The sequence below is a fragment of the Massilia sp. TSP1-1-2 genome, from assembly GCF_049896185.1.
GTDB lineage: Bacteria > Pseudomonadota > Gammaproteobacteria > Burkholderiales > Burkholderiaceae_D > Telluria_A.
On record NZ_JAFCTU010000003.1, the window covers coordinates 122,285 to 135,005 of the forward strand.

Consider the following 12,721-nt stretch of genomic DNA (forward strand, 5'->3'; position numbering starts at 1 on the left):
TGCCGCTCAGGCAGCTGTTTTTGTGGTGTTCTCTGTTGCAGTGTCTACCAGCACGCCGCGCTTGATCTGGTCCAGTTCAATCGACTCGAACAGTGCGCGGAAATTGCCTTCGCCGAAACCCTGGTCACCCTTGCGCTGGATGATCTCGTAGAAGATCGGTCCAATCACGGTCTGGGTAAAGATCTGCAGCAGCAGTTCGCGTTCGGTGTCGCTGCTGTGGCCATCGACCAGGATGCGCAGGCGGCGCAGCTCGTCGAGGTTTTCGCCGTGACCGGGCAGGCGGCGGTTGATCAACTCATAGTAGGTTTCGATCGTATCCTGGAACACGATGCCGGTGTCGCGCAGCTGCTGGACCGACTGGTAGATGTTGTCGGTACCGAGCGCAATGTGCTGGATGCCTTCGCCGTGGTACTCGTCGAGGTATTCGGCGATCTGCGACTTGTCGTCGGACGACTCGTTGATCGGGATGCGGATTTTGCCGCATGGGGACGTCATCGCCTTCGATTTGAGGCCCGTCAGCTTGCCTTCGATATCGAAGTAGCGCACTTCGCGGAAGTTGAACAGGTTCTCGTAGAACTCGGCCCATTCCTTCATGCGCCCGCGGTGCACATTGTGGGTCAAATGGTCGATGTAGGTCAGGCCGTTGCCGACCGGGTTGGCGACTGCGCCCGGAATGGCGACAAAGTCGACGTCATAGATGGAGATGTCGCCGATGGTGCCGATGGTTGCGGAACCCGCGCCCGGGTTGGCGCCCTTGCCGCGCCAGCGGTCCACGAAATACAGCAGCGAGTCGCCTACGCCCTTGATGGCCGGGATGTTCAGCTCCATCGGGCCGGTCTTGTTGTCAAAGCCCCAGGCGCCCAGTTCCAGCGCGCGCTGGTAGGCAAAGGCGGCGTCTTCGACGCGGATCGCAATGGCGCACACCGACGGGCCGTGCGTGCGCGCGAAGCGCTGCGCGAACGAGTCTTTTTCTGCGTTGATGATGAAGTTGATGTCTCCCTGGCGGTACAGGGTCACGTCCTTGTGACGGTGGCGGGCGATGGCGGTAAAACCCATCTGTTCGAACAGCGCGCCAAGCGCTTTTGGATCGGGCGCGGCGTACTCGACAAACTCGAATCCATCGGTCCCCATCGGGTTGTCCCAAGGCGTAAATTGCATCACAGTCTCCTCATTTTATTAGGGCACAGTATAGTCTGGAGGCCCCGGCATTAAATTTCAAACCATGCCCACGCCGGCGCAATTTGAGCAATATAATTGCGTCAGAAATGAGAATTTGGAGAGATGATGTCAAAAATTGAGCTGGATAAAACAGATCGCAAAATTCTTGCAATTTTGCAGCAGGACGGCCGGCTGTCGAACCAGGACGTGGCGGACCGGGTGAGCCTGTCGCCGTCGCCGTGCCTACGGCGCATCAAGCGGCTTGAAGAAGCGGGCGTGATTCGCCAGTACGTGGCGCTGCTCGATCCGGCGCAGATCGGGCTCGGGCTGCTGGCGTATGTGAACGTTCGGCTGGAAAAGCACAGCGAAGCGTCGAGCAATGCGGCCGGCGCGCGCCGCGCCACCAGTTCGCCGCATGCGGACTTTGCCTCGTCAGTGGCGAACTGGCCGGAAGTGGTGGCCTGTTATGCGATGACGGGCGAAATGGATTATCTGCTCAGGGTGCACGTGGAAGACATGGACCACTTTTCGCGGTTCATGATGCAGACCTTGCTGAGCCATCCGGCGGTGGCCGATGTGAAGTCGAGTTTTGCGCTGCAAAGGATCAAGGATACGACGGCGCTGCCGCTGATGTGACAGTGCTGCCGTGAGGACGTCGAAACGTAGGTCGGATAAGCGTGAGGACGTCGAAATGTAGGTCGGATAAGCGTCAGCGCAATCCGACAGGCGTCACGTTGACGCATGTCGGATTGCGCTGACGCTTATCCGACCTACGTTCCATCGCTCCATCAATCCGTCACACCGCCCCCGCGTGCGCGAGGGCGATGTAATGGTTACCGCCCCATCCCGAAAAACTTCAGCGCAAAGCGCTTGTTCGCCTTCAGGTTGTAATCAATCGTGGCCACCTGCTCCTCGATCGCTTCCTGCAGCATGGTACCCGGATTGGCCGGCAGCAAACGCAGGTAGGCATCCGCCTCGCCCCGGTCGCGCTGGATTTCCATTCCGGCTTTCTTGGCGATATGCATCATCGTCTGGTTCGACGACAAACAATGCATATACAAGGTATCCACATCCGAATTGCGGCAATGAATCGCCGCCCGCTGGAACAGCTTGGACCCGATCCCCATCCCGCGCGCCGAGGCCGACACCGACACGCCAAACTCGGCAATCCGGGCCTTGCTCGTGTGGGCGCCGCCGGCCAGCACTTGTTCCTTGGGGGCAAATGCCAAGTGCCCGACGGCCACCAGCTTGAACACGCGGTTGTACACGCCGTAGACCGTGTCGCGCGCGAAATCGATGCGATCCACGTACGACTGCACCAGCTCGTCAGGCAACTGACTGCCAAAACGCAGTAAGCGGTCACTGTCGGCCAGACCCAGAAAGTGCTTCGACATGCGGCGCCGGTCGCGTTCTTCAAGCTGCTTGACCAGCACCGCGCGCCGCTTACCCCCGCCGTCCGGCCTGCCCATGAAGCGGTTCACTTGCACCGGCAATGACATTTTGAACATGTTACCCTCCTGCTATTGTGCATCGCACCAATTGATTCATTGTAGCGTAATAGCAGGGACGTTTTGGAATACGGGCTCTAGTGAATTCAGCTTGGCAAGGCGTCGGTGTCGGCCAGCCGTTCGTTCCAGCGCGCCTGCACGCTCACGCACATCCGGTTTTTTCCTTCCTGCTTGGCCAGGTACATGGCCTGGTCGGCGTCGGCCAGCAAAGCTTGCGCGCCGCGCGCCAGGCCACGCGGCCCGTGCGCGCTGGAGATGCCGATGCTGGCCGAAATGGTCACCGGGTGCCCGGCGGCGTTGCCAATGCCGCGGATCTGGTCCAGCGCCAGCTGGCCCACGCGCTCGGCGCCGTCGCGGTCGCGCACTTCTTCAAGCAGGATCACGAATTCGTCGCCGCCCAGGCGCGCCAGCACGTCTTCCTTGCGCAGCTTGTCCTGCACCCGGCGCGCCACTTCCTGCAGCACCACGTTGCCGGTGGCGTGGCCGAAGGTGTCGTTGACGGCCTTGAAGCCATCGAGGTCGATGAACATGACGACCACGCTGCCGTTGCGGCGCGCCGCCCGCAGCAGCGCCCGGTCCAGCAGTTGCGTGAACTGGCCATAGTTGATCAAGCCCGTGAGCGTGTCGTACATGGCCAGCTTTTCCAGTTGCTCGGTCTTGCTTTCCAGCGCGGCGGTGCGCTCGGCCACGCGCAGCTCCAGCGTTTCATTCGCCTTTTTCAAGTCGCGGTTCACGCTGTTGATGATCACGTAGCTGCGCCGCAGCCGGCGCGCAAAAAAAACCAGCAGCAACAGCAGCAGGCCCGAATAGGCGAACAGGTAGCCGCGGTAGCGCTGGCGTTCCAGCTGCACCTGGTCGAACGACTTGTCGAACAGCGTCGCCAGGCGTTCCATGGTTTCGGCGCTGGCGGTGTTGTCGATCTGGCGTTCCAGGTTATTCTCGAGCTCGCGGTAGCGCAGGATGGCGCGCGCATGGCCGGCCAGTTCGTCGACCCGCTCGCGCACCGTGGGCGAAAACCAGGCGCGCAGCACCAGCATGGCGCCGATATTGCGATCGATGCGCTGGCCGAGCGGCGGGTCGGGCACCAGGTTAAAGCGCAGCACGTCGGTCAACAGCGTATTGAGCGCGGCGTCCAATGCCAGCACCGTGCGTGCCGGCACCAGCGCCGACTCGAAGCCGCTTATTTCAGTCTTGAGAATGGTGATCGCGGGCGGCACGAAGACCAGCGAATTGCGCAGCACCGCGTTCTGGCTCTTGAACTGCTCGACCAGGTCCTCCTTTTCCTGCATCGCGCGCACCAGCTCCTGGTAGACCACGCCCGCCTCGGCGCCATGCGTCATCGGCAGCGCTTGCGCGATCTGCTCCTGCAACTGGTGCATGCGCGCCAGCGGTGCGGTCAAGGGATCGTAGTCGGAATTAAGACCGATGTGCGAGCGCAAAATGTCGACGTTCCAGCCGGCGTCGAGTTTTTCAAGCTCGCGCAATTCGAGCGTCACGCGATTCTGGGCGTCGATGTCGATGGCCCGGGTGCGGTTGAACAGGTAGCCCAGCGTAACCGACAGTGTCACCAAAAGGGCAATGACGGCGATGCGCCGGCCGGTTCTCACGGCGCAGCTCCACGCGGGGGCAGAACTTCGCCGTTCAGCGTTTTCAGGAAGGCGACGATCAGCGCCTTGTCGGCGCTTGAGGCATCGCGCCCGAGCTGGTACTTGAACATGGCGTCGACCGCTTCGTCGAGCGTGGCCACCGAACCGTTGTGGAAGTACGGTGCCGTCAGCGCCACGTTGCGCAGGCTGGGTACGCGCAGCATGCGGCGGTCCGCCTCGCGCCCGGTCAGTTCGAACCGTCCCTGGTCGGCGGCGATGAGCGCGCCCGCGGCCGGCTCGCGCATGGCGCCGAAACGCTGGTACATATTGCCGCCCACGTTGATGCCCTGGTGGCAGCTGACGCAGCCAAAACTCTTGAATTTCGCGTAGCCGTTCTTTTCGTCGACCGAGATGGCGGCCCGCTCGCCACGCAGGTAGCGGTCAAAGCGCGACGGCGTGTTCAAGGACTTGAGGTAGTGCCCGAGCGCGTCCTTGAGGTTTTCGGCCTTCGCCTCGGCCCCGTACACGGCCTGGAACTGCTTCGTCATCGCCTCGTCGCCGGTCAGGCGCGAGGCGACCATGACCCAGCTCGAGGCCAGCCCGGTGGGCCGGCTGATCACGTGCTCGAGCAAGCCATCGATGGTGTTATGGCGCCCGGTCCAGGTCTGGCGGAAGTTGAAGGTGCTGTTGTAGACGGTGGGCGTATTGAAGCGGTTGGCCACGCCCCCGGCGCCCAGCGACAGCGCGCGCGTATCGGCACCGCCCCGATGAAGCTGGTGGCAACTGGCGCAGCTCTGGTTATTGTCGCGCGAAAGGCGCAGGTCGTAAAACAGCGCGCGCCCGAGCGCGGCGCGGGCCGGATTGGCGCCGCTCGCCTGCGGCAACGGCCGGATCGGTTCGCCCAGCAGGGGCTGGGCGAGCGCCTCGCCGGTGGCCAGCATACCGAACAACCCGAGCCTGCCCAGAATGCATAGTGCGAAACGCAAGGTGGACGACATGCAATCGCCTTCCATGGCAAACAGTCAGCGCTCAGGATAGCAGCTTGCGGATTTTATTGCCGCGCGGAACAAAAATACGCCAGAGCGCGTGGTCAGTGCGACAACTCAGTTGTCGTTTTGGTTGATGCGCCCCTCATTGCCCGGCATCGCTCTCGCGCAGCAAGGCCTTGACCGCCGAGACGCGCGCCACGTGCACTGCCTGCGCGATATTGCCCTTGTTATCGCCGCAGCGCGCCGCCACCTCGCCGGCGTTGACTGCGCGCGCCGCGTCCAGCGCACCCTGCAGATACGGTCCGTGCGGCCAGGGCCGGGTGCGAAAGTCGTCTGCCTCGCCGCCGCGCCCGCGTGAATCGCATTCGGCCGCCAGCAGCATTTGCGCGAAGCGCTGCGGTTTGCGAAACGCGTCGCAGCGTTCGAACAGGGTGACGAGCGTATTGGCGCGCAAAACTTCGGCGCGGCTGACGTTGCCGTGCTCGCGCGCCGTCATGATGGCCAGCTCGCGGCATTCATTGGGCACTTTCAGGCGCGCGCACAGGGCGTCGATCAGCGCCAGCCCAAGTTGTTCGTGCCCGTGGTGGCGCGGCCACGTCGCGGGAGGGGTGGCGCCCTTGCCCAGGTCGTGCATCAGCGCGGCAAAGCGCACGCACAGCTCGAAGCGGCGCTCGGCGGCGTAGTCGATCACCAGCTCCATGTGGACGCCCGTGTCCACTTCCGGATGGTGCGCCGGCGGCTGCGGCACGCCCCACAGCACGTCCAGTTCGGGCATGATGCGCGCCAGCGCGCCGCAGTCGCGCAGCACGGTCAGCATGCGCGACGGTTGCTGCTCCATCAGGCCGCGCGCCACTTCCTGCCACACGCGTTCGGGCACCAGCGCGTCGACTTCGCCCTGCTCGACCATCTTGCGCATCAAAGCATTGGTCTCGGGCGCGACCGAAAAATCGGGGAAGCGCGCGGCAAAGCGCGCCAGGCGCAAGATGCGCACCGGGTCTTCGAGAAAGGCGTCCGAGACGTGGCGAAACACCTTGTCGGCGATATCGCGCTGGCCGCCGAAGGGGTCGACGATGCTGCCGTCGGCCCCGCGCGCCATGGCATTGATGGTCAGGTCGCGCCGCACCAGGTCGTCCTCGAGCTTGACGTCGGGCGAAGTGTGGAACACAAAGCCGCGGTAGCCGGGCGCGGTCTTGCGCTCGGTGCGCGCCAGCGCGTATTCTTCCTGCGTTTCGGGATGCAAAAAGACGGGAAAGTCCTTGCCTACCGGGCGAAAGCCCTGCGCCAGCATATCCTCGGGCGTGGCGCCCACCACCACCCAGTCGCGGTCCTGGACCGGCATGCCGAGCAGCGCGTCACGCACCGCGCCGCCCACGATGTAGGACTTCATCATGTCATCTCACTTCACCTTGCCTGACCTTGGCGTCACGGCTTGCCGCGGATTTCGTCGTCGTGCCGGGGCGCCGTTTCGGTTTCGGCCAGCGCTTCGCTGACCCAGCGCGCCACGGCGGGATGGGCCTGCATGCGGTCGCAGTAAGCCTGCAGCGCGGGCGCGAGCGCCACGCCGTAGGTGCGAAAACGCATCACGACCGGCGCGAAAAACGCGTCCGCGATCGAAAAGTCGCCGAACAGGAACTGGTGGTGGCCAAAGCGCGACAGGCACTCTTCCCAGATCTCGCTGATGCGCCCGATGTCGCCCTGCGCGTCCGGCGTGCGCCCGCGCCCGGGCAGGTGCATGCGGATGTTCATCGACATGGCGCTGCGCAGGCCCGTAAAGCCGGAGTGCATTTCGGCCGTGACCGAGCGCGCCAACGCGCGCGCGGCCACGTCCTGCGGCCACATGTGCTTTTCCTGGAACTGCTCGGCCAGGTATTCGCAGATGGCCAGGCTGTCCCAGACCGTGATGTCGCCGGCGATCAGCACCGGCACCCGGCCGGCCGCCGAATATTCGGCGATGCGGCTGGAGGTGTCGGGCTGGTCGAGCAGCAGGCGCACTTCGTGGAAGGGGATGCCGAAAGCGGTCATGGCCACCCACGGCCGCATCGACCAGGATGAATAGTTCTTGTTGCCGATGACGAGGGTCAGGCCGGATTTTTTGGCGTCGTCGAGCGTCTGGGTCAGGGTGGGGTCAAGTTGGGTTGTTTGCATGTGTGATCGGTCAGTCGCGAAGATGGTTTGCAAATGATAACGCGCGACGTAGCCTGCCTTCCAACGCAGGCTGCTTATTCACCTCCCGGCGCGGGTGCGGAAGTCATCGAAGCGCTCCGCCGAGAACAAGTAACGCGGCGCGATCGCCTCAAGTGGCGTTAGTTTAATCCCTAAAGCGGCGGCAGTGGTGGCTTGAATAGCCGGATCGACAACATTATCCACCTTCATGGAGTCCAGATTGTCGCGGCTGATCATCGGCTCGCTAGAGAGCAGTTCGAAAAACGCGGCCTGGCAGCGGGCCAGCGCGTCGGGAATGCCGAACACGGGCCGCTCGTGGTGCGCGTATTTTCCGGCCAGGCGCACCAGGTCGGCCAGCGCATAAATCTGCGGGCCGCCCAGCTCGTAGACCTGATGGCGCGTGCGCGGCTCCAACAAGGCATTGGCGAACGCCTGCGCAACGTCGCCCACATACACCGGCTGGAAGTCGGTCTCGGCACCGGCCAGCGGCACAAAAGGCAAAAAGCGCTGCAAGCGCGCGAAGGTGGTGAGGAACTGGTCGCCTTCGCCAAACACCACCGACGGGCGGAAGATGGTGGCGGCCACCGCCGGCTCGGCGCGCGCGGCGACTTCGCCGTCCGCCTTGGAGCGCAGGTACATCGACGGGCCGTCCACGGCCGCGCCTAGGGCGCTCATGTGCAGGTAGCGCGGCACGCCTTGCGCGGCGCAGGCGGCCACGATGCGGCGCGGCAGCACCACGTGGGCGCGCTTGAAGTCGTCCCCGTAGGGCGTGCCGCGGCGCGAATGCAGCAGGCCCACCAGGTTGATGGCCGCATCCTTGCCCTGCAACAGGCGGCGCAGCGCGGCGTCGTCGCCGATGTTCACTTCGACCACTTCAACGCGCGGCAAAAAAATCAGGTGCTTGGCGCGTTCAAGGCGCCGGGTCGGCACGATCACGCGCGCGCCCAACTGCGACAGAAGCGCCACCAGGTGGGTGCCGATAAAACCGGAACCCCCGAAAACCACCACCGTCAGCATGTCCATTTTTTTCCAAAAAAGTTAGGTGAGATAAGTTAGGGAAAATAAGTTAGGGGAGATCGGCGCCCTGGGCGCCGCGTGGCGCAATGGTCCCGAGCCGCGCCTTGAGCGACTGCGGCTTGTTGTCGAACAGGGCGGCGTAATTGGTCGCATTGGCCATCACGTTCTTGACGTAGACGCGCGTTTCGAGAAACGGAATCGACTCGGCCCAGATGGCGCCTTCCATTGGCGCCTCGAGCGAGGCGCGCCAGGTGCGCATGCGCCCCGGGCCCGCGTTGTAAGCGGCGGTGGCCAGCGGCTGCGAGCCGCTCGCGTTTTCAAGCACCATGTTCAGGTAGTTCGAGCCCAGAACCAGGTTGGTGCGCAGGTCGGTCAGCTTGTCCTTGGCAAAATCGAGCCCGATCTTGCGGGCGACGAATTGCGCGGTGGCCGGCATCACCTGCATCAGCCCCGATGCGCCCACGCTGGAGCGGGCATCCATGACAAAGCGCGACTCCTGGCGGATCAGGCCATAGACCCAGGCCTTGTCCAGGCCCAGCTGGCGCGTGGTGGGGCTGAGGATGTCGCTGTGCGGCGCCGGAAAGCGCTGCGTGTAGTCGAACTGGGTGCGGGTGCGCTCGGAGGTGTAGACCATGCGGTCGAGCACATCGTTGCGGCGCGCGAATTCGGCCGCGGCCAGCAGCTCGCGCTCGGTGAACTTGCGCGCTTCCCAGTTCCACTCGCGCATGCCTTCGGCGCGCATGCGCAGGCTGAAAAACTTCAGTGCGCGCTTGAGCGCCGGATTGGCCGCCATGGGCGCGATTTCGTCGGCGGTGAGCGGCGCGCCCGGTGGCGGGATGGTGATCAGCTGGCCCAGTTCTTCCAGCGCCAGCTGGCCGTAGAAATTGTGCTGGTCGGCGATGCCGCGGTACATCGCGGTGGCGTTGGCAGTAGCGCTCTCATTGCGCGCGGCGCCGCCTTCGGCCTGCAGCGCGCGCGCCAGCCAGTACGTCCAGGCCGGCTGCGCGCTGAGAAAGCCGGGCATCGCTTCAATGCTGGCCTTGACCGCTTTCCAGTCCAGGCGGCGCAGGGCGATGCGGGTTTTCCACTGCATCTGTTCGGGCGTGAGGGGGGCTGCGGCGCTCTTGCTCCAGTAAGTGTGGGCGTCAGGATCATGCTTGAGCGAAGCCGCGTGGGCAATCACGGCCCAGCCGATGCCCTGCTCCTGGGGCGTAAAACTGGGCAGGTTTTTTTCAAAGGCGATCAGCGCCAGCTTCAGGCTGGAACGGGCCATGCGGCTGATCGCCACCAGGTAGATTTCGTGCTCGGCGCGCGTGCTGCCGATGCCGCGCGCCATGGCCAGCGCCGGGAAGTCGACCGCCTGGGCGGCGCGCGTGTCGGAGGCGCCCAGCAGCTCGGCGGCGCGCTTGGCCGGGCCGGTGGAGCCGGTTTCGCCGGCCAGGCGCAGTTGGACGAGCAAGTCGTTGGCGTCGAACTGGCCGGCCTGCGCCAGCGACACCATCAGCGCGTTGCAGGCTTCGCCGTAGGCCGGCGGCGAGGCCAAGGCGGCGCGCGCTTCGTCGGCGACTTTTTCGCCGCGCGCCACGCGCGCCATGAGCCAATAGCATTTGACCTGGACGTCGTCATTAAGCACGAACAGCGGATACTGCTGGCTGAAATTGGCCCAGTCGCGCGCGCGGCCCAGTTCCAGCAGCCAGTCGTTGCGCAGGCGGTCGGCGACGGCCGTGCCCTGGTAGCGCGCGAGAAAGGCGCGCAATTCATCGGGCGAGGCCGTGGCCAGGCGCGGCTTGAGCCGGTAGTACTCGACGTAGGACGGAATCATGTACTGCGGCAGGCGCACGGCGAGCGAATCGGCCTTGGCGGCGTCGCCGGCGCGCGCGGCCTCGCGCAGGGCGATGAAGGTGTCGTCGTCGGCGCGGTTGTCGGGGAGCTGGGCCGCCGCCAGCTCAGCTTGCGCCCTGACGATGGCGAGCGCGTGTACCTCGGCCCGTGCTCTGTCAAAGCTTGGCGGGGCGGCCGGCGGCGCCGCATTGACGGCAGGCCCATGCGTTGGCCCTGCCGGCGCTGCAGCGCGCGGCTGAAGCGGCGCCTGGAGCTGGACCGGCGCGGCGGTGGGCGCAGTGGTGGCAGGGACTGTGGCAGGGACCGTTGCAGGCGCCGCCGGCGGCACTTGCGCCGAAGCTGGCATGATGGAGGCTGCGGCGAGCGTCGCGCCGGTGATCAGTTTCGGCAAATACATCAGTGTCCAACTCTCTATTTATGCATCATTAAAACCATGACAGGCGAACCAAGAATACCATGCGACGAGACGGCGCCACTGTCGCCCAGCGTACACAAAACAACAATGGAAACATTGGGCGACAAGGCCGCGCTGCGCAAGTCGCTCGCGCAGCTGCGCGCCGGCGTCCCGGCGCCGCAAAGGGCGCTGTGGGACGCTGCCATCGGCGCGCGCGTGCTGGCCTGGTGGGGTGCGGCCCAAGCAGGCCGGGCCGGGCCGTTCGGCGTCTACTGGCCGTTGCGCGGCGAACCGGACTTGTCGGGTGCGTACGCCGACCTGGCCGCCGCCGGCGTGCGCCTGGCGCTGCCCGTGGTGCTGGCGCGCGACGCGGCGCTCGGCTTTGCCGAGTGGACGCCGGGCGAAGCCATGGTCAAGGACCGGATGGGGGTGGCGGTGCCAGCGCAGCTGCGCATGGTGCCGCGTCCGCCGGTGCTGCTCATTCCCTGCCTGGGCTTCAATGGGCAAGGCTACCGGCTCGGCTACGGCGGCGGGTTTTACGACCGCACGCTGGAGGCGCCGCCGCGTCCGCAAACGGTGGGCGTGGCATATGCCTGCCTGCGGGCCGAGTTTGCGGGTGCGCCGCATGATGTTGCGCTGGATATGATCATTACTGAAGGCTAGTTGCAAGCCAACGTCCTCGCCAATGAACGTATTGCAGAACCTTTGTGGGGCTGCGCACGATCCCGTCACACTGTCGTGGCTCGGCGGCCGGGCGGAAAAGGGCCGGGCCCTGGGTTCCACCATAGGCCTCGACGGCGCTTGTCGGGATGCGGCCTTCGGCCTTTCCCGACCTACGCGGTTGTCAACACTTTTATAACAACCTGATGCCGCCTGCTCCAGCTAGGTTTTGACCAGCCGCTGCCACAGTGCGGTAGTGGCCGCCGCCTGGTTCATGCTGTAAAAGTGCAGTCCGGGCGCGCCCCCGGCCAACAAGCGCTCGCACAGCTGGCTGACCACGTCCAGGCCAAAGGCCTTGATGGAAACGCTGTCGTCGCCAAAACTGGCCAGTTTCAGGCGCACCCAGCGTGGAATCTCGGCGCCGCACATGTCGGAAAAACGCATCAGCTGCGTGTAGTTCGTGATCGGCATGATGCCCGCCACGACCGGCACGTCGATGCCCAGTTTAGTAACCTGGTCCATGAAGGCGAAATACGCATCGGCATTGTAGAAATACTGGGTGATGGCCGCGTTCGCGCCCGCCTTGACCTTGCGCTCGAAGGCAAGCAGGTCGTCTTGCGGCGAGCGCGCCTGCGGATGCACCTCGGGATAGGCCGCTACCTCGATGTGGAACCAGTCGCCGGTTTCGGCGCGGATGAATTCCACCAGTTCGCTGGCGTAGCGCAGTTCGCTGCCGCCGCCATAACCGCTGGGCAAGTCGCCGCGCAAGGCCACCAGGCGCTTGATGCCGTGCCCCTTGAATTGGTGCAAGATGGCCCGAATCGATTCGCGCGAACCGCCCACGCACGACAGGTGCGGCGCCGCCTCGTGGCCCTCGCTCATGATGTCGAGCACGGTATCGAGCGTGCCCTGCTGGGTGCTGCCGCCCGCGCCGAAGGTCACCGAGAAATACTTCGGCTCGAGCTGCGCCAGCTTGGCGCGCGCGATGCGCAGCTTGTCGGCGCCTTCCGGGGTCTTGGGCGGATAGAATTCGATACTGAAATTATTACTGGCCATGGTCAGTCTTTGTTCAACAGCAGTGCGGACAAGGCCCACGAAATAATGCTGTAAATAATAGAAGCGATGAAGGCGGAGACAAAGCCGTCGACGTGGATGCCGTCAACGAACGATGCAACGGCCCAGAACAGCAAGGCATTGATCACCAGGATGAACAAGCCAAGCGTGAGGACGGTGACGGGCAAGGTCAGCAGCACCAGAATGGGCTTGATCAGGGTATTGACGATGGCCAGCACGATGGCCGCGACGATGGCGGTACCGAAATTGTTGACATGCACGGAGCTCATCAGAAATGGCAGGGCAAACAGCGCTGCGGCGTTGATCAAGAGGGTAAAGAGTAAGTTCATG

At 64.4% G+C, this 12,721-nt stretch carries 12 protein-coding genes; 2 read left to right on the forward strand and 10 right to left on the reverse strand.

The window, feature by feature from the left end; all coding sequences use genetic code 11:
* Window positions 1-6: 6 nt before the first annotated feature.
* Window positions 7-1,158: a 4-hydroxyphenylpyruvate dioxygenase gene (gene hppD / locus ACP7BV_RS03725; protein ID WP_426101634.1), complete on the reverse strand. Its 1,152-nt coding sequence runs from the start codon at window positions 1,156-1,158 to the stop codon at window positions 7-9.
* Between the two features lie 126 nt (window positions 1,159-1,284).
* On the opposite strand from hppD, the gene ACP7BV_RS03730 reads away from it, so the two are divergent.
* Window positions 1,285-1,794, forward strand: a complete 510-nt coding sequence (locus tag ACP7BV_RS03730) for an Lrp/AsnC family transcriptional regulator (RefSeq protein ID WP_426101885.1) — start codon at window positions 1,285-1,287, stop codon at window positions 1,792-1,794.
* Between the two features lie 197 nt (window positions 1,795-1,991).
* On the opposite strand, the gene ACP7BV_RS03735 is transcribed toward ACP7BV_RS03730, so the two are convergent.
* From ACP7BV_RS03735 to ACP7BV_RS03765, 7 genes are all read right to left on the reverse strand, one after another.
* Window positions 1,992-2,627: a GNAT family N-acetyltransferase gene (locus ACP7BV_RS03735; RefSeq protein WP_426101887.1), complete on the reverse strand. Its 636-nt coding sequence runs from the start codon at window positions 2,625-2,627 to the stop codon at window positions 1,992-1,994.
* A gap of 125 nt (window positions 2,628-2,752) precedes the next feature.
* Complete coding sequence (locus tag ACP7BV_RS03740; RefSeq protein WP_426101636.1) at window positions 2,753-4,273, reverse strand: DAHL domain-containing protein; 1,521 nt, start codon at window positions 4,271-4,273, stop codon at window positions 2,753-2,755.
* Entirely contained in the window at window positions 4,270-5,250 is a 981-nt protein-coding gene (locus ACP7BV_RS03745) for a cytochrome-c peroxidase (RefSeq protein ID WP_426101638.1), read from the reverse strand. Before ACP7BV_RS03745 ends, ACP7BV_RS03740 begins: the two co-directional genes overlap by 4 nt.
* Before the next feature lie 133 nt (window positions 5,251-5,383).
* Window positions 5,384-6,628, reverse strand: a complete 1,245-nt coding sequence (locus ACP7BV_RS03750) for a multifunctional CCA addition/repair protein (RefSeq protein WP_426101889.1) — start codon at window positions 6,626-6,628, stop codon at window positions 5,384-5,386.
* Between the two features lie 35 nt (window positions 6,629-6,663).
* A complete protein-coding gene (locus tag ACP7BV_RS03755; RefSeq protein ID WP_426101640.1) occupies window positions 6,664-7,386 on the reverse strand; it encodes a glutathione S-transferase family protein in 723 nt (240 codons plus the stop codon).
* Window positions 7,387-7,464: 78 nt separating this feature from the next.
* Window positions 7,465-8,427, reverse strand: coding sequence for a complex I NDUFA9 subunit family protein (locus ACP7BV_RS03760; RefSeq protein ID WP_426101642.1), 963 nt, complete (start codon window positions 8,425-8,427; stop codon window positions 7,465-7,467).
* A gap of 43 nt (window positions 8,428-8,470) precedes the next feature.
* A complete protein-coding gene (locus ACP7BV_RS03765; RefSeq protein ID WP_426101644.1) occupies window positions 8,471-10,660 on the reverse strand; it encodes a transglycosylase SLT domain-containing protein in 2,190 nt (729 codons plus the stop codon).
* 105 nt (window positions 10,661-10,765) lie between these two features.
* Between ACP7BV_RS03765 and ACP7BV_RS03770 the strand changes: the two genes are divergently transcribed.
* A complete protein-coding gene (locus ACP7BV_RS03770; RefSeq protein ID WP_426101646.1) occupies window positions 10,766-11,320 on the forward strand; it encodes a 5-formyltetrahydrofolate cyclo-ligase in 555 nt (184 codons plus the stop codon).
* Window positions 11,321-11,539: 219 nt separating this feature from the next.
* On the opposite strand, the gene metF is transcribed toward ACP7BV_RS03770, so the two are convergent.
* Window positions 11,540-12,373, reverse strand: a complete 834-nt coding sequence (metF, locus tag ACP7BV_RS03775) for a methylenetetrahydrofolate reductase [NAD(P)H] (RefSeq protein WP_426101648.1) — start codon at window positions 12,371-12,373, stop codon at window positions 11,540-11,542.
* A gap of 2 nt (window positions 12,374-12,375) precedes the next feature.
* The gene (locus tag ACP7BV_RS03780; RefSeq protein ID WP_426101650.1) at window positions 12,376-12,720 is read right to left on the reverse strand and encodes a phage holin family protein; all 345 of its coding nucleotides are present in this window, start codon (window positions 12,718-12,720) and stop codon (window positions 12,376-12,378) included.
* Window position 12,721 lies beyond the last annotated feature (1 nt).